Source organism: Acinetobacter sp. SwsAc4, from assembly GCF_013391535.1.
Taxonomy (GTDB): Bacteria; Pseudomonadota; Gammaproteobacteria; order Pseudomonadales; family Moraxellaceae; genus Acinetobacter.
On the sequence record NZ_JACAXC010000002.1, the window covers coordinates 151,904 to 169,080 of the forward strand.

Consider the following 17,177-nt stretch of genomic DNA (forward strand, 5'->3'; position numbering starts at 1 on the left):
GCCTTTTTTGAATTTTATGGTGCCGGCACACGGATTCGAACTGTGGACCTACTGATTACAAGTCAGTTGCTCTACCAACTGAGCTATGCCGGCAACGTGGCGAGAATTCTACAGAATCTATTTAAAAAAACAAGCGAAAAAATGAGCAAACAGATAAATTTAATTTGATTGTTGATTTTTTATCAATTTTCCCCAAATTGACCGCAGTAAATTCCAATCAATCAATGGTTTTAAATAGCTTTCAACCTAAGATTTGAAGCTAATTCCATTGAAATTTGGGGGTAAAAAAATAGGGGTAATTTATTATGCCCCCAGTTATACCCCCAACCATCTCAGGATTCAATAGGGTCAATTGGAAAACATAAGGCAATAAAAAAAGCCTAAACCCTTTAGATTTAAGCTTTTATGACTCTATGAGATATCATAGAAAGTAAACTTGGCGGTGAGAGAGGGATTCGAACCCTCGATACGCGCAAACGTATACACACTTTCCAGGCGTGCTCCTTAAGCCACTCGGACACCTCACCAAGGTGTGCGATAGTAACTAAAAAAAAGCAGACTGCCAAGTTGTAGTCGAACAGATTTGCAGAAAAACTTCTTGGCTAATGATAATATTAAGGAATATAACGTTCTATATTGAAGACAATATATGCAAAGTACTGCAAAAAAAGCAGCCTTACCTGCCACTGCATTGGCAGCATTAGGGGTGGTGTTTGGAGACATTGGAACCAGTCCTCTGTACGCTTTGAAAGAATCCTTCCATGCTGCACATGGCTTAGGAATTCAACCTGAAAATGTATTGGGAATCTTGTCGATTATTTTTTGGTGTTTAATGCTGATTATCAGTATTAAATACATCGCGATTATTATGCGTGCGGATAACAATGGTGAAGGTGGAATCATGGCTTTACTTGCTTTGAATCTACGCAAAGCAAAAATATCCGATAGTAAGAAGATTTATTTAATTGCGATTGGTTTTGTTGGGGCATCGCTATTTTTTGGTGACGGTATTATTACGCCTGCAATCTCAGTACTTTCCGCTGTTGAAGGTCTATCAATTGCAACCAATGTACTTGATCCGTTTATTGTGCCAATTGCAATTGTAATTGTAACGACATTATTTTTAATGCAAAAACACGGAACCGCGTTTGTTGGTAAATTTTTTGGGCCAATTACGCTACTCTGGTTTTTGTCATTGGGGATCTTGGGTGTCATTAGCGTCGTGCAAACACCCATCGTACTCGGTATGGTTAGTCCTCATTGGGCAATTCAGTTTATTTTCACTCATCCTGTACAAGCATTTTTTATTATGGGTGCTGTTGTTCTGACGGTCACAGGTGGTGAAGCCTTATATGCAGATATGGGGCATTTTGGATCGCGTCCAATTCGTTTCGGTTGGTTTAGTGTCGTTTTGCCTTGCCTTGTATTAAATTATGCTGGACAAGGTGCGCTGTTACTTCGCAATCCTGCGGCGATTGAAAATCCATTCTATTTACTAGTCCCAAGTTGGGCTTTGTACCCAATGATTATCTTGGCAACGATGGCAGCTGTGATTGCATCACAGGCCGTTATTTCTGGGGTTTTCTCTTTAGCTCGTCAAGCAATCCAATTGGGTTATTTACCACGTTTAGGCATTAAACATACTTCTGATTCTGAAGAAGGACAAATTTATGTGCCATTTCTGAATTGGTTATTGCTGATCGCGATTGTCATCTTAATTTTAATTTTTAAAACCAGCTCAAACCTTGCAAGTGCTTATGGCTTGGCTGTGACCTTAACCATGTTATGTGACACAATTTTAGTTGCTGTATTCATATACTATGCATGGAAATGGAGCTTACCAAAAGTGATGCTGTTGATTATTCCATTCTTTATTTTGGAATCCGTACTGGTCGCAGCAGCATCATTAAAAATGTTCTCAGGTGGTTGGGTACCGTTATTGATCGGTGCAGTCGCGGTTATGATCCTGATGACGTGGAAACGTGGTCGTGAGCTTACTTTTGCTAAGCTTGAACATGACACCCTATCACTCGATTTATTTGTGAAAAGTATTGGGGACAATGTTCATCGGGTACCTGGCGATGCAGTCTTTTTAACCGGAACACCTAATGTTGTTCCGCATGCGATGCTACATAATATTAAGCACAATAAAGTACTACATGAGCGTAATATTTTAGTCACGGTTGTGATTGAAGATGTTCCATTTGTTCCTCAAGAGGAGCGAATTAGTGTTGAAACGTTGAATGAACATTTCTATCGCATCAAAATTTTCTACGGTTTTAAAGATGAACCTAATGTGCCAAAAGCCTTGATTCAAGCTTACGAAGAATTAGGCTTTGAATACGATTTGATGCAAATTAGCTTCTTTATTTCACGTGATCGTATTGTTCATAGTGTGGGAGATGGTATGTCTCCGTGGCGCGAACGCTTATTTATCTCAATGCAACGTAATACTAGCCCTGTGAGTGACTTCTATCAAATTCCAACCAACCGTGTTGTGGAGTTAGGCAGTCAAATTGAAATTTAGGTAACATAAAAAAAGGCACTTTAGAGTGCCTTTTCTATTATCTGGTGATCAAGTGAACAGTTTTGCGACATAAAGTGTCGTTCTTTGCTTTATCTCAATATACAGTTGAATATGGAATTGCTAAGCTTCGCATTCATATTGATTTTGATTTAGTTATGGCGAAGAAAACAACCAAAAAGAGTAAAACACAATTTGCTTTTTTGAGCCAAAATTTTGGAAAAATTGTTCTTGCTTTGATCGCAACAGGCAGTTTCGCGATTGCATTTGGTAATGAAAAAATTTCTAAATTAATTCCTTTGCCATCGAGTCATGGTGCTTGCTTAGAACAATTTTATCGAGATGTTCCTCCTTTACTTACAAAAGAAAGTCTAAAAAAAGATAGTTATGCTTTGTGTTTTAATGATTTTAATGTGATGTATTCAGGTATTTCAAAAACACCATTGTGGTCAGCGGAATACCTTACCCCAGATCGTTTAAGTATTAAAATCAAGCGCGAAGATAGTTTTCACGAAGAAACACGAGTGCCTCTCGCTCATCGTGCATTGTTAGCGGACTACCGTGGTTCTGGGTACGATCGTGGACATATGGCACCGAATGGTGATATGAATAACACTGCGGCACAACATGACAGTTTTTCTTTAGCCAATATGGTGCCACAATCACCGAAGAATAATCAGGAAGTTTGGCGTAAACTCGAAGAAGCGGTGCGTTCTATTGTGACTAAACAGCATAAAGATGCCTATGTTGTGACTGGACCGATCTTTGAAGATAAGCGTTTAAAAACCATAGGGAATGGCGTAATAGTTCCTACAGCGGTATACAAAGCCGTGTATTTACCTAAACAGGGGATTATTGGGGCGTACTATGCACCGAATAATGATTCATTACAGGTTAAAGTGGTGAGCATCTGTTATTTAGAAGAAAAGTTAGGAATTAATTTATTTCCACAACTCACAGAACAACAAAAGCGTAATGTTTATCAATTGCCTACATCGGCACAACAAGTTAAAGCCAATAAAGAAATTAGCTATGTGAGTTGGGATAGACAAAGTCAATGTGCTGAAGAAGCAACCACGGCAAGTATTCAAGCACAACAGCAGCAATTCTCTTCTGGGAAGACACAAACTGATGAGACTAATTTGCCGCAGATTGATGAGGAAACCAAACAAGCTTTAATCAAGCAATTGATTGATGCATTGGTTCAGTATTTCTTACAATTGTTGCGCTAATTTCGCAGCCATCCTAATGTGGTTATGCTTAACTCAAATAGCCTAAAACAGAAAAGAACAATGAGAGGAAAAGATGTTTAAACCTTTTGAACAAGGCGATCAGTCTTCGGCAATTTATGATCTGACTTTGGAAAATCAAGTGGACTGTGTAAGTCTATATGGCAATTTGCAAATCACAAAAGATCAAGCAGGTTTAAAGGCTGCCAGAAAGTTGCAGGCCTTTATGAATGAGGTGGTGACAGCCCTAGAGCAGGAAAATCTCCCTGAGAAAATTCAGCGCCCACCTGAACATGAAATCGAAAATCCATTTCTATAAAAAATGCTTTAAGAAACCATCGTTTCCTTATTAATTTGATTAAGAACTATAAATGGTATTGTTCTTTCGCCACTGTTGTGGAGTTAAACCAGTCCAAATTTTAAATGCACGTTGAAAAGCACTTTGTTCCGAATAGCAAAGTAGCAAGGCAATTTCTTGTAGGCTCAAATGCGGATCTTTTAAATATTCCGTTGCGAGCATAAAACGTACTTGTTGCACACGTTCCTGAAAGGTGGTGTTTTGCTGTTGTAAGTGGCGTTGTAATTGTCTGACCGATAATCCTAATTTTTGTGCAATAAAATCGATTTGATATTGATTTTTTTGTAATCCAGTCAAAATTGCATGTTGCAGACGTTGATCGAGTTGAGTGGAATTGGGAAGCTTATCCAATAAAGCTTGAGCTTGTTGTAGCAACAATTGCTGTAAAGTGTGATCGCCTGTTCGAAGTGGCTTAAAGGCTTCGGTAACAGGTAGAAGTAGCTGAGTTTTAGGCTGATCAAAACGGACTTTACAACGGAAATACTGCTCATAAACCATAATGTTTTTCGGTGCGGTATTCACAAAATGCACTTCGTGTAGATTGAGATCTTCACCTGACAGAAATAACTTATGGAATTGCACCATCAGCGCAATTGCAATTTCATCTGTTAATTGGGTTGGGTTGGGTTCTGGAGCTTCCCAGCGGATTGATGCGTAGGGTGGGTTAAATTCAACGACGAGAGGGCTACCATCATAAATTAAGCGATGAAAATCATGATAACGCGCCAATGCTTCGCCCAAGTTTTCACATGACAGTGCGAGATAAGCAATAATTCCCAAATGCTTGGGTTGGACGTATTCCGCAATTTCTAATCCTAAACCGATTTTTGGATGTAGTTGATTCAACTCTTCAAGTAGATCCCGCCAAATGACATAATCAAAGCGTTCAAGGTTTTGAATTTTTTGTAATTGTTCGGGTAAAGCTAGATTTTTAGCTTCACAATAAGTCGCCAGTAAATGACCCAAGCCACCGTAAACTGATCCTGTATAATTCTTGAGTTGAGACATCCTGTCTACTCCTTATTCTGTCGTGTTTTGTCAATATAAATATATCGTATCGTCAATACTTCGCCTACAAAAATTTATATCTTTAAAAAAATAAGGAAACATTTGGAGAAAACCATGTTGAAGGGTTTTGTTGCAGGTTTGGTGATTGCAAACGGTTATGAATGGTTTGCCCATAAATATCTACTGCATGGGGTTCACCGTAAAGGCAAGCCACGTTTCAGCCCAACGCCAAAACAGATGGAATCGCACTGGGCACACCACCGTGAAGTGCGCAAGCAGGGCTTTTCTGATGATTGTTATGTCGAGGGTCTGGACAACTGGCGTACGCGCAATGAGTTAATGTCACTTGCTGTAGCCGCAGGTGTGCTAAGTGTTGTGTTCTATCCTTTTTCAAAAGGCATGGCGCTTGCAGCGATTTATAGTGCGGGGAATTATTATTATGTGCATCGCCGTTCTCATTTAGAGCCAGAATGGGCAAAAAAACGTATTCCCTGGCATTATGATCATCATATGAATTCGAATCAAGATGCTAACTGGTGTGTAACGCGACCATGGTTTGATTATGTGATGGGAACACGAGTTGTATCTTCGGCTGATTTAAAAGAAGCTAATCCGCTCGGTCTACCGTTACCTGCACCACTTTCAAAAGCATTGACCCAAGCGATCGAGTCGGTTTTTCCAGCGAAATGGGTTGAGCAAAAACCAAAATTAGTCAAAGCGCCTGTAGCAGAAACTGAGCAACAAGAATCAGTTGCTTAGTGAAAAATGCGAAGTGTGACAATAAAGCACCAAAATTTTGACGAATCACGACAATACTTCAGTCGTCCATGTCGTGAATTGTCAATAAAATCTGTTTTTAATGTCAATATTTTTGTTCATTTTATAGCTATTTTGATTCAAGCATTTGAAATGCACAGAATTTTCAAAATGACAAAATTCACGTTTACCCTCTAGCGTTGTATAAACGCAGTTTCCATACCTTGCTCAGCAAGGTATTTTTTTGCCTGAGGAAATGTTGAGTGAATAAAAAACCTCTCAAACGATAGATTTTGAGAGGTTGGTTTTTTGAGTAATACTTGCGTTTAAAGACGCATTTCAATCCCTTGCTCAGCCAAATATTGCTTAGCTTCTGGAATGGTGTGCTGACCAAAATGGAAAATTGAAGCAGCCAGTACCGCATCTGCACCGCCTTTCAAAATTCCGTCAGCCAAATGTTGTAAATTGCCTACACCACCTGATGCGATGGTCGGAATATTGACACGATCATTGATCTGACGCATCAAGGCAATGTCATAACCCGCTTTGGTTCCATCGGCATCCATACTGGTAATCAGCAATTCGCCCGCACCGAAGTCAGCCATTTTCACAGCCCATTCAATCGCATCAATTCCTGTTGGCTTACGACCACCGTGGGTAAAGATTTCCCACTTATTTTCGCCAGTTTTTTTCGCATCAATTGCGACCACAATACATTGTGCGCCAAAACGTTGAGAAGCTTCTTGAACAAACTCAGGCGTAAATACCGCTGCCGAGTTGATACTGACTTTATCAGCACCCGCATTTAGTAATAAACGAATATCTTCAACTTTACGGACACCACCACCAACAGTTAAAGGTACAAACACGCTTTCAGCCATACGTTCTACCGTACGGTAAGTTGTATCGCGTCCATGATGGGTAGCAGTAATATCTAAAAAGGTAATTTCATCGGCGCCTTGTTCGTTATAGCGACGTGCGACTTCGACAGGGTCACCTGCGTCACGAATATCAAGAAATTGAACGCCTTTGACGACTCGACCATTATCAACATCTAAGCAAGGGATAATACGTTTTGCGAGCATAAAATTTTCCAAAAAATCGCCAATAAAGAAAGGGGTGCTACACCTTCATGGAGGGAAAAGGTATTCTATCAAACTTCACAGCTATTTTTTGCAGGTTTTCCATGTCGGTTTATACCCCGTTGAGTTTAGAAGAAGTTCAAGCATTCGCTGAGCCTTATGGTTTAGCGATCATTGACCTGATTCCAATCCAGGGCGGTATTCAAAACACCAATTATTTTTTGGTGGATCAATCACAGAAACACTATGTTTTAACGGTTTTTGAAGAATTAGATGCTGAGGGGGCAGGTGAACTGGTGCCTGTACTGGATTGTTTGGGTAAGGCAGGCGTACCTGTGGCGGTGCCCTTAAAATACAATGGACAGGCGATTCATAGCATTGCAGATAAACCTGCTCAAATTGCACCTCGTTTGATGGGTGAACATCCTGAACAAGCCAGTATTAAACAAGTACAGGCGATTGCTCAAGCGCAGGCAAAATTGCATTTGGCTTTGCAGGGCTTTCCTTTGGAACGTGATTTTAATCGCAATCATCAATACTGGTCTGAAGTAGCAAACCAATTACGTCCTCAATTGATTCAAGCAGATCAACAACTTTTAAATCAGGTCTTTCACTTATTTACAGTGATTACGCAAGCATATCCAAACAGACCAATAGGCTTTATTCATTCTGATTTATTTCGGGATAATACCTTGTTTCAGGGTGACCAATTACAAGGTATTCTTGATTTTTATGAACTCAATCAAGATGAATGGCTATTTGATATTGCGATTAGTATCAATGACTTCTGTACAGCTTATCCACAAGCCCATTTGGATATAGAAAAAGCTGAAGCATTCTTAGGTGCTTATCAAAGCATTCGTCCACTGACACAAGATGAATTGGCTTGTCTGGATATTTTCCTCGCAATGGCAGCTTGTCGTTTTTGGAGTATGCGTTTACAGGTCGCACAGAAAAATGCAGCAGAAGGGCGGACAGGTGAAGATATTTCACAAAAAGACCCTATGGAAATGCGCATGATGTTACAAAACCGTTTACAACAAGTTTTAGGTTTAGGGTAGGAATATGCGAGATCAAGGGCGTTTAGTTGAATGGTTCGATGATAAAGGCTATGGCTTTATTCAACCGAATGATGCACATAAAGATCGTGTTTTTATCCATATCAAAGACTTTGCTCGCACAGGGCCGCGTCCAATTGTGGGGTGTGCCTTGGAATATTTAGTCATTTTGGATGAGCGCGGTCGTTATCGCGCTCAGCAAGCAACTTATTTAAAAGCATCACAAGTAATTGAACATCGCAGCAAACCTACTCAGCCGACATCTGCCAAGCGTTGGTCAGCGATGCAGATTGGTATTGTGATTTATATTGTATTTATGCTGATTGCAAGTTTTAGTAAATTGCTGCCGCCGTATACTTTGCTGTTTGTTAGCCTGATGAATGTCGTTAGTTATTGGTTGTATGCGCAAGATAAAGAAGCAGCACAATTGGGAAATCGCCGTGTTCCAGAGCAGACTTTGCATATCGTGGACTCTTTGGGTGGTTGGTGTGGAGGGTGGCTTGCTCAGCAAAAACTGAGACATAAAACACAAAAACAACCGTTTCGTAAGATTTATTTCTGTACCATAGTCTTTCATATATTGTTGATATGTTGGTTAATTTCTCCACTCAATGTGTTTTATTGATTGGGAGGGGAGTTTTTGGAGATAAATAAAAATGAATTATTCCGTTGATCAAGATCCAAACCGCACCTTAACTTTGGTTCTCTATGTCCTTTATATCATTGCGATTTTTAGTGGTGGTTTGTTGGCGATTATTGCTTTAATTATTAACTATGTAAAACGTAGTGATGTGCAAGGTTCAATTTTTGAGAGTCATTTTACTTGGCAAATTCGTACCTTTTGGTGGTATTTGGCTTGGAATATCATTGCATTTATCCCATTTTTCTTTCTGTTTTTTACAGGCGATAATGCCAATGCTTTTGCAGGTGTCGCACTCTCAAGTACTATATTTTGTGGGTTCGTGATTTTTGCTGCATGGGTGTGGATTGTATATCGAGCAATTCGAGGTTTAATCGCATTAAATGATAATAAACCCATGTACCAATAAAATAGAATAAAGCATGATTATTGAGCATGTGCATTCGTGTATGTTAATCAAAAAGAAAGAGTCATCAGCAGCATAGAGTGCTTTTTAGCGCTCTTTTTGTTTAGGCTTGTTCCATTTTAACTCACTGACCAACACCCCTAGAACCACCATTAAACCTCCCAGCAATGCCAGTAAAGGCAGTCGCTCACCCGCAATGCGCCCAAATAAGCCTGCCCAAACAGGCTCACCTGCATAAATAATTGCAGCACGGGTTGGATCGACCATTCGTTGTGCCCAATTCATTACAAATTGAATCAGTGCACTGGCTAAACCCAAACTAAGCACTAGAATGCTTAATTGCCATGAAAAACTAGGAATATTATGTTCGCCAACCAATGGCATACTGGCAAATGATAAAAATGATGCAACAGCCAATTGAATAACGGTGACTCGTCTTAAATTAACTTTTCCTGCGAAATAACCAATCAAAATAATTTCTAGCGCAATCACAAAGGCACAAATTAAGGTCAGTGTTTGTCCATAGCTTAAACTGATATTGGAGATGCCATTTCCAGTTAAAAGCACTAATCCAGTAAAAGCGAGTGCAGTTCCTAACCATGTCATCAGAGAAGGTCTTTTTTGGAAAATAACCCACATTAAAATGGGGACAAGAGGCACGTACAGTGCGGTTAAAAAGGCAGATTCACTACTTAAAATCGTTTGTAACGCAATGGTTTGGGTGCCATAACCAATCGCAATCACGATACCAATCGCCGTTCCTGCAAGTATTTCTTTTAAAGTTAATCCACGCATTGATTTCATTGAGATTAAAAAAATCGCCAAGGCTGCGATAGCAAAACGACAGCCCACAAAAAACATAGGGCTACTAAAATTCAGAGCGTATTGCACCGCTAGAAAAGTTCCACCCCAAATCATGGTAATGAAAATGAGTGCAAATTGAGCTGCTTTGGGAGATTGAGATAAAGATGTCACAACAACAAACCTAAGATGGGAGTGCAATATATTGCACATATTGTATTATTTTAGAGTTTTGTGCAATATATTGCACTTAAATTAATTTGATTACGAATGTAAATGAACCAAGCTGAAACTGTTCTGCAATATGTAGGAAAAAATATTCGTTATTTCCGCGATCAATCACAACTCAGCCAACAAGAATTAGCGGATCGGGCAGGTGTGAGTCGACGGACTATTGCTGCCTTGGAAGCAGGACAAGTAAATATTAGTTTAGCCAAGCTAGATGCGATTGCTGCTGTTTTGGCTGTCGATTTTAAAAGACTTGTGAGTAATCCTGATGTAAGTGAAAACGCAATTGTGAATGCGCTTGCATGGCAAGGAAAAGCTCAAGACAGCCATGCGACACTTTTGGCTGCTGTACCAACACATACCCAAACTGAGTTGTGGAATTGGTCACTTGCGGTAGGAGAGGAATATTGTGCCGATGCAGATCCAATCGGCTGGCGAGAACTCATTTATGTTTTAGAAGGTGAGTTAAGCCTTGAGTTTGAAAATGAAACTCGTGTGATTTGCGCAGGTCAGTCAATTTTTTTTGAAAGTGATGTGAGCTATCGTTATATTAATCGTGGCACATGCGTATTAAAATTTATTCGTAATGTGTTGTATTAAATAAAAAAGAAGCCATCGAAAAGATAGCTTCTTTTGCATTAGATTACAGGCGATTATCATCCAACAAGAGCTGTGCTTCACGAAGGTTTAATGTACCTTCATAAATTGCACGACCTGTAATAGCACCTAAAATACCTTGCTGACCTTTTAAGTTGCGAACATCATCCAGATTGGTCACACCACCTGAAGCGATCACAGGTAAGCCAGAGTATTGTGCTAAATGAACAGTTTGCTCAACGTTAACACCTTGCATCATGCCATCACGTGCGATATCGGTATACACAATACTTGAAACACCAGCATCTGCAAAACGTTTTGCAAGATCAGTTGCCTTCACGTCAGTTACATTTGCCCAGCCATCTGTCGCAACCATACCATTGATTGCATCAATACCAACAATGATATGACCTGCAAAGCGTTTGCATGCCTCTTCAACAAATTCAGGTTCTTTTACTGCTTTTGTACCGATGATGACAAAAGATACACCTGCTTCCAAATAATGTTCGATGGTTTCAAGTGAACGAATACCACCACCAATTTGAATTGGAAGTTCTGGTTGTGCGCGTGCAATCGCTTCCACCACAGGTTTATGAATTGGCGTACCTGCAAAAGCACCATTTAAATCAACTAAATGTAAACGACGTGCGCCTTCATCAACCCAATGTTGTGCAGTTGCGACAGGATCATCAGAGAAAACGGTATCGTCTTCCATACGACCTTGTTTTAAACGAACACATTTACCATCTTTCAGGTCTATTGCAGGGATGATTAGCATGCTTTCGCTCCTAGCGTCATCATAAAGTTTAAATTGGCTACATATTAACAAAGTATTGATCAATCGCTAAGCCTTGTCTGTTGAACCTTAAAGTATTCTTGCAATTTGTTGTCGAATTTGAGGAGGTAGTAACTGCTGATGATATAGGTATTGGTATATCAACAATGCGGTATAAGCATCGGCGGCAGCATAATTGATTTGTTGGGGACTTAGCTGTTTGACAGACCAGTTTGAAGTGCTGATTTTTTTTGCTTTTGACAAAAAAAATGTTGGAAAAGTAGAGCAATCGCCGTTTTTAAAAGAGTTGTTTGTTGCTGCATTTCCATTTTATGAAACTCAAAACTTTTGGTTGAGCTTAAACAGTTTTATGGAAATGAAAAAGCCAAGTGAGAAAACTTGGCTTTTTCATTATGGAAAATCGTTATTCAGCGTATTGCTGCTGTTTGATTGGATTAAATCTTCCATTCCACAAAGTTTTTTAACAACTGCAAACCAGCAATATGACTTTTCTCAGGATGGAATTGGGTCGCGAATAAATTGTCTTTGTGAATCGCCGTACAGAAATTCACGCCATAATCACAAGTTGCTGCCGTGATCGCTGGATCTTTTGGCTCAACATAATAACTATGCACAAAATAGAAACGTGCGTCCTGCTCAATGTTATTCCACATCGGATGACTTGGATCAAGTTGATGGACTTGGTTCCAGCCCATATGCGGTACTTTTAAATTTGGGATTTCAGGAAAGTGTTTAACAACACCGTCAAAAATACCTAAAGCATCGACACCGCCATTTTCTTCTGAACTTTGCAGTAGTGCTTGCATGCCGACACAGATGGCTAATACAGGTTTGTTAAACGCAGCTTGACGTACTACCTCATCGATTCCTGCCTCATGCATGCCTTGCATACAGTCACGCATTGCACCAACACCAGGAAATACAATTTTATCTGCTTTAGCAATCAGTTTTGGATCATTGGTCACATCGACAGTTGCACCCACATGCTCTAAAGCTTTTGCTGCAGAGTGTAAATTACCCATACCATAATCAAGTAAAGCAATACGTGTCATTACAAGCTACCTTTGGTCGAAGCAATGGTATTTTCTGCACGTGGATCAATTTCACATGCCATACGCAATGCGCGAGCCAACGCCTTAAACACACTTTCAATCTGGTGGTGGCTGTTTTTGCCTTTCAGGTTGTCAATATGCAGGGTCATTAACGCATGGTTGACAAAACCTTGGAAAAACTCAGAGAACAAATCGACATCAAACGTGCCGATACGAGCGCGAGTGAATGGAATATCCATAAATAAACCCGGACGACCAGACAGATCAACCACAACACGGGACAATGCTTCGTCTAATGGTGCATAAAAATGACCATAACGACGTAAGCCTTTTTTATCACCTAAAGCTTGCGCAAAGGCTTGTCCCAGCGTGATTCCACAGTCTTCCACCGTGTGGTGGTCATCAATTTCAAGGTCACCATCACAATGAATATCGATATCAAATAGACCATGACGCTTGATTTGATCAATCATATGGTCTAAAAATGGAACCCCAGTGTTGAGTGTGCCTTGACCCGTACCATCGAGATTGAGACGAACTCGAATTTTGGTTTCGTTGGTGTTTCTTACCACTTCACTGATACGTTGCGTCATGGACACGTTCCTCAAAAAACGTTAAAAATGATAGAATTAAAAACCGATAGTTTCGCTGTGACGAAAAAGTGACAGCATCATAGTTTGCTCAGGAGGGTTTATCAATGCCTATTACCGTACATGCTTACAGTACACTAGATAATCTAGGAATTCGTACTCAGCTCGAGCGACTCTACGATACCAGCCCAGAGTTTGGTGATGGGCAAGATGCAATGGAGCAACTTGCGCAAAATCTACAGCAATATACCACAGTTTATACCGCTGAATTTAACACCAAAATTATAGGTGCAATTTGGGCAACAGGACAAGGTGAAAGCCGTGTTTTAGAATATATTGTCGTACATCCATCCAATCGTGGACGTGGGGTTGCAGAGCGTTTGGTTGAAGAAGTGTGCCGTATAGAAGAGGAACAAGGTGTAAAGCATTTTGAACCAGGTTGTGGAGCAATTCATCGTTGTTTATCGCATTTGGGCAAAATCTAGAATTAAAGTCTAATTGGTTTGCGATTTGCAGTAAAATTAGACGTTTGATAGGAAAATCCGCAAATTTGCTTGACGCACGTGTTTAAACATTGTTTAATACGCCCACTTTGGCGCGATAGCTCAGTCGGTAGAGCAACGGATTGAAAATCCGTGTGTCCCCAGTTCGATCCTGGGTCCCGCCACCATAATTTGTATTTTCAATCCCCGATCCCATCGGGGATTTTTTTTACCCAAAATTGATTGCGTGAAAAATGGGCAATCAAATCAAAAGCTCATGATAATTATTGACTATTGAGCTGAGATACGGCTTAATACACCCCATTGGCGCGATAGCTCAGTCGGTAGAGCAACGGATTGAAAATCCGTGTGTCCCCAGTTCGATCCTGGGTCCCGCCACCAAATTGATAAGAATAGACACTACTAGACATTACCAAAGGCTTAAATCATAAAGGTTTAAGCCTTTTTTTATACCCCTAGCCACTACCATCCATCCCCCTTAATCACCTATACTTTGTTGGTATTTTTGTTGGTATAAAGCAATACCAGCAATTTAATACCAACAAATGCCCTAATTTCATACCAACAGTCCGCTAGATTTTATACCAACAAATAAGGGGGAAAGCCTTATGTTGACTGATGCACAGCTAAGACGAATTAAAGCCAATCCCAATAAAAAAACGCCTGATAAATACAGCGATACCAACGGGCTACAACTGCATGTTTTTCCAACTGGTCGTAAGACTTGGATATATGCCTACCGATACCAAAACAAGCAGCGTTCACTTACTTTGGGAAGCTATCCTGATCTATCGTTAGCAGATGCACGGATTAAGGTATCAGAGGCAAAGAAAACGCTAAATGAGGGCATAGACCCAAACCAAGCCAAAAAGAGCAACCTAACCCAGTTAAACGGCGAGCATAGCTTTGAATATGTGGCAATGGAGTGGTATAGGAAAAAAGTAGAGACATGGGCACAAAGCACCAGCGTAAAAACAAAAGCTCGTTTAGAGGTGGATATATTTCCGTTTATCGGTGCAAAGGATATTGCCAGTATTAAATCACCTGATCTATTGAGCGTGATTAAACGCATCGAGGGGCGCTCACCTGATACAGCCAAACGAGCGTTACAGGAATGTGGGCAGATATTTAGGTACGGCATGGCATTAGGTAAAAATGAAAACGACCCAAGCCAAGCATTACACGGTTTATTACTCCCCGTAAAAACAAGGAACTTTGCAGCGATTACAGACCCAAGCAAAGTAGGCGAATTTTTAAGGGCAATAGATAGCATTCCCAATACAACACTTGTTGTAAAAAGTGCATTTAAGTTAGCACCTTTGTTTTTTGTGAGAATTGGCGAATTAAGGAAAGCCAAGTGGAGCGAGATAGACTTTGATAAACAGGAATGGCGTTACTTCATTACCAAAACCAGGCAGGACCATATTGTACCTTTGTCAAAACAGGCAATCGAGATTTTAAAAGAACTGCAATGCTTAACAGGTCAGCATGAACATATATTTGTTGGCTACCGAAACAATAAAATCCCTATGAGTGACGGCGCAATCAATGCAGCAATACGCCGTTTAGGTTATGACACACAGGAAGAAATCACAGGACATGGTTTTAGGGCAATGGCTAGAACCATTCTTAATGAAGAAATGGGCATCCCTGTAAGCGTTATTGAGCATCAATTAGCCCACAAAGTACCTGATAACTTGGGTACAGCCTATAACCGCACCAAGTTTATAGCGCAGCGTAAAAAGATGATGCAGCAATGGGCGGACTATCTCGACAGTTTAAAACAGAATGTCATTCCATTCCCTAAGCATAAGACCGCATAACACATAAACGACAAATAACGCCGTGCTAATACTTTCCACGCCTAGCCATGACCTAAGCGGTTTAATATACTGGATTAGCTAGGTCTAGGAGGCATCCGAAAGCATATACCCAATATGTTGATCTAGTATCTTTTGGGATGCTGTGGGAGGCATGAATTGAAAAAATATTTCTCGATAGAAGAATCACTTTTATTTTTAAATAAGAGTTTAGATGAATCTGAAAAATTAAATATTAGAGATTTATTTCAGTGTTCCGCAGAAAATAGACTCCAACCTTGTTTTTACTTTAATGGGCATTCTCTTTGGATAGAGGAAAAAGATCCACATTATAAAGGCAAAATTTACGATGGGCATGTAAGGGGTTATTTCTCAGTTATCGACATGGGGATGCGATTATTAGATTCTCTTAATAACAATCACACAAATTTAGAAATAGCATGGGCAAAAGAGGTTGATTTGCTAACCACCTATACAGGTTATGGGGCTAATCATATCAGACTAATCACCTATGAAGACTTTACAAGTGATGCACTAAGAGAGGCTTTTGGGTATAGCGGACTATTTAGCAAAGGATGTACAAATAAAATCATGGATAGCCATATAGATGGTGAATTTATGGAATATGTTTTTTATCATCAAAATGGAGTGACAATTGATTTTAAAGATATTTATTTTTTAAAACAGGATTTAATTTTACTACTAGATACAACGAATGGGCTACATAATCCACTTACAAAGTCAGAACAAGAAAATAAAATACTAATTGAAGATAAGAATTTAAAAACCGACTTACCTAGCTATATAAAAGAGCAATTTCAATATTATATAAGTTGTGTTGAGCTAATGAGCCATATTTCTGAATCACAAGGAAAAAGTTTTTCAGAAGTAATTAAATTATTTTCATTTAATGATGTTGCTGAAATTCCAATTTATAAAAAGAGAGATGATTGGAAAATCATCAAGGTAAATTCAGAAAATAATAATTTATTTCAATTGCTTAATAATTTTGTAGACATTGACTATAAAAATATTGATCAATGCAAAATTACTTTTGAGAAAAATCATAAAAATAATTTAGACATAATACATAAGACCGATTTTTTTTATTGGAAAATAGAGGACATTTTAAATTTTGAATTTATCCAACCTTTTAGAGTTAAAAAATATATCGAATGGCAAGTATTCCATGCGTCTAATATATGGATAAATTTAAGAACACAACAGGAGATTGATCAAGATCATCAACTCGAATCGTTAAAGCAACAACAAAATCTATCTAATTGTGGCACACCAACCATTGAAGACTTGAATGCTGAAATTGCACGATTAAAGCAGGAAATGGTTAGTAAAGATCAAACCATAGCTGAACTACAGCAGAAAAATGGCAGTCTTGGAGCTGAAAATGCAATAAATGATATTGAAATATCTTTGAAAAACAGTGAACTACTATTTATTGCTGTGCTATTAAAAAAACTACAAAGTGCAATTACTACAAAAAGACACAAGTCACAAAATGCTATATTGCAGTCTATCGAAACTGAATACGGCGTTGGGAGTGGATTATCAAAAAGTACGACTGATAAGATAATGAAAAAGGCAAACGGTATTTATAAATCTTTGATAACAAATAAAATGCCATGATTTAATATTGCAATGCAATTTTATGTTCATTGCATGAAATGAATTAAAAAACAACAAGATAAATACTTCATCTATCAACCCTTGC

General features: G+C 39.2%; 17 protein-coding genes, 4 tRNA genes and 1 pseudogene. 13 read left to right on the plus strand and 9 right to left on the minus strand.

Features of this window, described 5'->3' with window-relative positions; all coding sequences use genetic code 11:
- Positions 1-17 precede the first annotated feature (17 nt).
- Positions 18-93: transfer RNA gene (locus tag HYG88_RS02060), tRNA-Thr, on the minus strand.
- Between the two features lie 344 nt (positions 94-437).
- A tRNA-Ser gene (locus HYG88_RS02065) sits at positions 438-527 on the minus strand.
- A 122-nt stretch (positions 528-649) separates the two neighbouring features.
- Between HYG88_RS02065 and HYG88_RS02070 the strand changes: the two genes are divergently transcribed.
- The 3 genes from HYG88_RS02070 (at position 650) to HYG88_RS02080 (ending at position 4,072) form a co-directional block, all read left to right on the plus strand.
- Complete coding sequence (locus tag HYG88_RS02070; protein WP_005156719.1) at positions 650-2,527, plus strand: potassium transporter Kup; 1,878 nt, start codon at positions 650-652, stop codon at positions 2,525-2,527.
- A 155-nt stretch (positions 2,528-2,682) separates the two neighbouring features.
- On the plus strand, positions 2,683-3,756 hold the full coding sequence (locus tag HYG88_RS02075) for a DNA/RNA non-specific endonuclease (protein ID WP_034602596.1): 1,074 nt from the start codon (positions 2,683-2,685) through the stop codon (positions 3,754-3,756).
- Positions 3,757-3,829: 73 nt separating this feature from the next.
- Positions 3,830-4,072, plus strand: a complete 243-nt coding sequence (locus HYG88_RS02080) for a hypothetical protein (protein ID WP_178882481.1) — start codon at positions 3,830-3,832, stop codon at positions 4,070-4,072.
- Positions 4,073-4,111: 39 nt separating this feature from the next.
- On the opposite strand, the gene HYG88_RS02085 is transcribed toward HYG88_RS02080, so the two are convergent.
- Positions 4,112-5,119, minus strand: a complete 1,008-nt coding sequence (locus tag HYG88_RS02085; protein WP_178882482.1) for an AraC family transcriptional regulator — start codon at positions 5,117-5,119, stop codon at positions 4,112-4,114.
- Positions 5,120-5,233: 114 nt separating this feature from the next.
- Between HYG88_RS02085 and HYG88_RS02090 the strand changes: the two genes are divergently transcribed.
- Entirely contained in the window at positions 5,234-5,878 is a 645-nt protein-coding gene (locus tag HYG88_RS02090; RefSeq protein ID WP_178882483.1) for a sterol desaturase family protein, read from the plus strand.
- Positions 5,879-6,201: 323 nt separating this feature from the next.
- Here the strand turns inward: HYG88_RS02090 and hisF are convergent, their stop codons facing one another.
- The gene (gene hisF, locus HYG88_RS02095) at positions 6,202-6,960 is read right to left on the minus strand and encodes an imidazole glycerol phosphate synthase subunit HisF (RefSeq protein ID WP_004659983.1); all 759 of its coding nucleotides are present in this window, start codon (positions 6,958-6,960) and stop codon (positions 6,202-6,204) included.
- A gap of 101 nt (positions 6,961-7,061) precedes the next feature.
- Between hisF and HYG88_RS02100 the strand changes: the two genes are divergently transcribed.
- Genes HYG88_RS02100 through HYG88_RS02110 form a run of 3 tightly spaced genes read left to right on the plus strand, consistent with a single transcriptional unit; the run spans position 7,062 to position 9,064 of the window.
- Entirely contained in the window at positions 7,062-8,018 is a 957-nt protein-coding gene (locus HYG88_RS02100; RefSeq protein WP_178882484.1) for a homoserine kinase, read from the plus strand.
- A 4-nt stretch (positions 8,019-8,022) separates the two neighbouring features.
- Positions 8,023-8,640 (plus strand): DUF1294 domain-containing protein, encoded by a 618-nt coding sequence (locus HYG88_RS02105; protein ID WP_178882485.1) that lies wholly within the window; start codon positions 8,023-8,025, stop codon positions 8,638-8,640.
- A 31-nt stretch (positions 8,641-8,671) separates the two neighbouring features.
- A complete protein-coding gene (locus HYG88_RS02110) occupies positions 8,672-9,064 on the plus strand; it encodes a hypothetical protein (RefSeq protein WP_005156704.1) in 393 nt (130 codons plus the stop codon).
- A gap of 84 nt (positions 9,065-9,148) precedes the next feature.
- On the opposite strand, the gene HYG88_RS02115 is transcribed toward HYG88_RS02110, so the two are convergent.
- The gene (locus tag HYG88_RS02115; RefSeq protein ID WP_005156703.1) at positions 9,149-10,036 is read right to left on the minus strand and encodes a DMT family transporter; all 888 of its coding nucleotides are present in this window, start codon (positions 10,034-10,036) and stop codon (positions 9,149-9,151) included.
- Positions 10,037-10,138: 102 nt separating this feature from the next.
- Between HYG88_RS02115 and HYG88_RS02120 the strand changes: the two genes are divergently transcribed.
- Positions 10,139-10,690, plus strand: coding sequence for an XRE family transcriptional regulator (locus HYG88_RS02120; protein WP_005156701.1), 552 nt, complete (start codon positions 10,139-10,141; stop codon positions 10,688-10,690).
- Between the two features lie 43 nt (positions 10,691-10,733).
- Here HYG88_RS02120 and hisA read toward each other — a convergent pair whose 3' ends face one another.
- The 4 genes and pseudogenes from hisA to hisB form a co-directional block, all read right to left on the minus strand.
- On the minus strand, positions 10,734-11,465 hold the full coding sequence (hisA, locus tag HYG88_RS02125) for a 1-(5-phosphoribosyl)-5-[(5-phosphoribosylamino)methylideneamino]imidazole-4-carboxamide isomerase (protein WP_004659990.1): 732 nt from the start codon (positions 11,463-11,465) through the stop codon (positions 10,734-10,736).
- 87 nt (positions 11,466-11,552) lie between these two features.
- Positions 11,553-11,764: pseudogene (locus HYG88_RS02130) on the minus strand (3'-5' exonuclease domain-containing protein 2); the annotation flags it as partial.
- A 153-nt stretch (positions 11,765-11,917) separates the two neighbouring features.
- Positions 11,918-12,535 (minus strand): imidazole glycerol phosphate synthase subunit HisH, encoded by a 618-nt coding sequence (gene hisH, locus HYG88_RS02135; RefSeq protein ID WP_005156686.1) that lies wholly within the window; start codon positions 12,533-12,535, stop codon positions 11,918-11,920.
- Entirely contained in the window at positions 12,535-13,128 is a 594-nt protein-coding gene (hisB, locus tag HYG88_RS02140; protein ID WP_000194096.1) for an imidazoleglycerol-phosphate dehydratase HisB, read from the minus strand. Before hisB ends, hisH begins: the two co-directional genes overlap by 1 nt.
- Before the next feature lie 104 nt (positions 13,129-13,232).
- On the opposite strand from hisB, the gene HYG88_RS02145 reads away from it, so the two are divergent.
- The 5 genes from HYG88_RS02145 to HYG88_RS02165 all read left to right on the plus strand — a co-directional run bounded on the left by HYG88_RS02145 (position 13,233) and on the right by HYG88_RS02165 (position 17,092).
- Positions 13,233-13,610 carry a GNAT family N-acetyltransferase gene (locus HYG88_RS02145; RefSeq protein WP_005156683.1) on the plus strand — a complete coding sequence of 126 codons (378 nt, stop codon included), beginning with the start codon at positions 13,233-13,235 and terminating at the stop codon, positions 13,608-13,610.
- 109 nt (positions 13,611-13,719) lie between these two features.
- Positions 13,720-13,795: transfer RNA gene (locus HYG88_RS02150), tRNA-Phe, on the plus strand.
- Positions 13,796-13,933: 138 nt separating this feature from the next.
- A tRNA-Phe gene (locus HYG88_RS02155) sits at positions 13,934-14,009 on the plus strand.
- A gap of 227 nt (positions 14,010-14,236) precedes the next feature.
- Positions 14,237-15,451: a site-specific integrase gene (locus tag HYG88_RS02160; RefSeq protein WP_178882486.1), complete on the plus strand. Its 1,215-nt coding sequence runs from the start codon at positions 14,237-14,239 to the stop codon at positions 15,449-15,451.
- A 156-nt stretch (positions 15,452-15,607) separates the two neighbouring features.
- Positions 15,608-17,092 carry a hypothetical protein gene (locus HYG88_RS02165; protein ID WP_178882487.1) on the plus strand — a complete coding sequence of 495 codons (1,485 nt, stop codon included), beginning with the start codon at positions 15,608-15,610 and terminating at the stop codon, positions 17,090-17,092.
- Positions 17,093-17,177 lie beyond the last annotated feature (85 nt).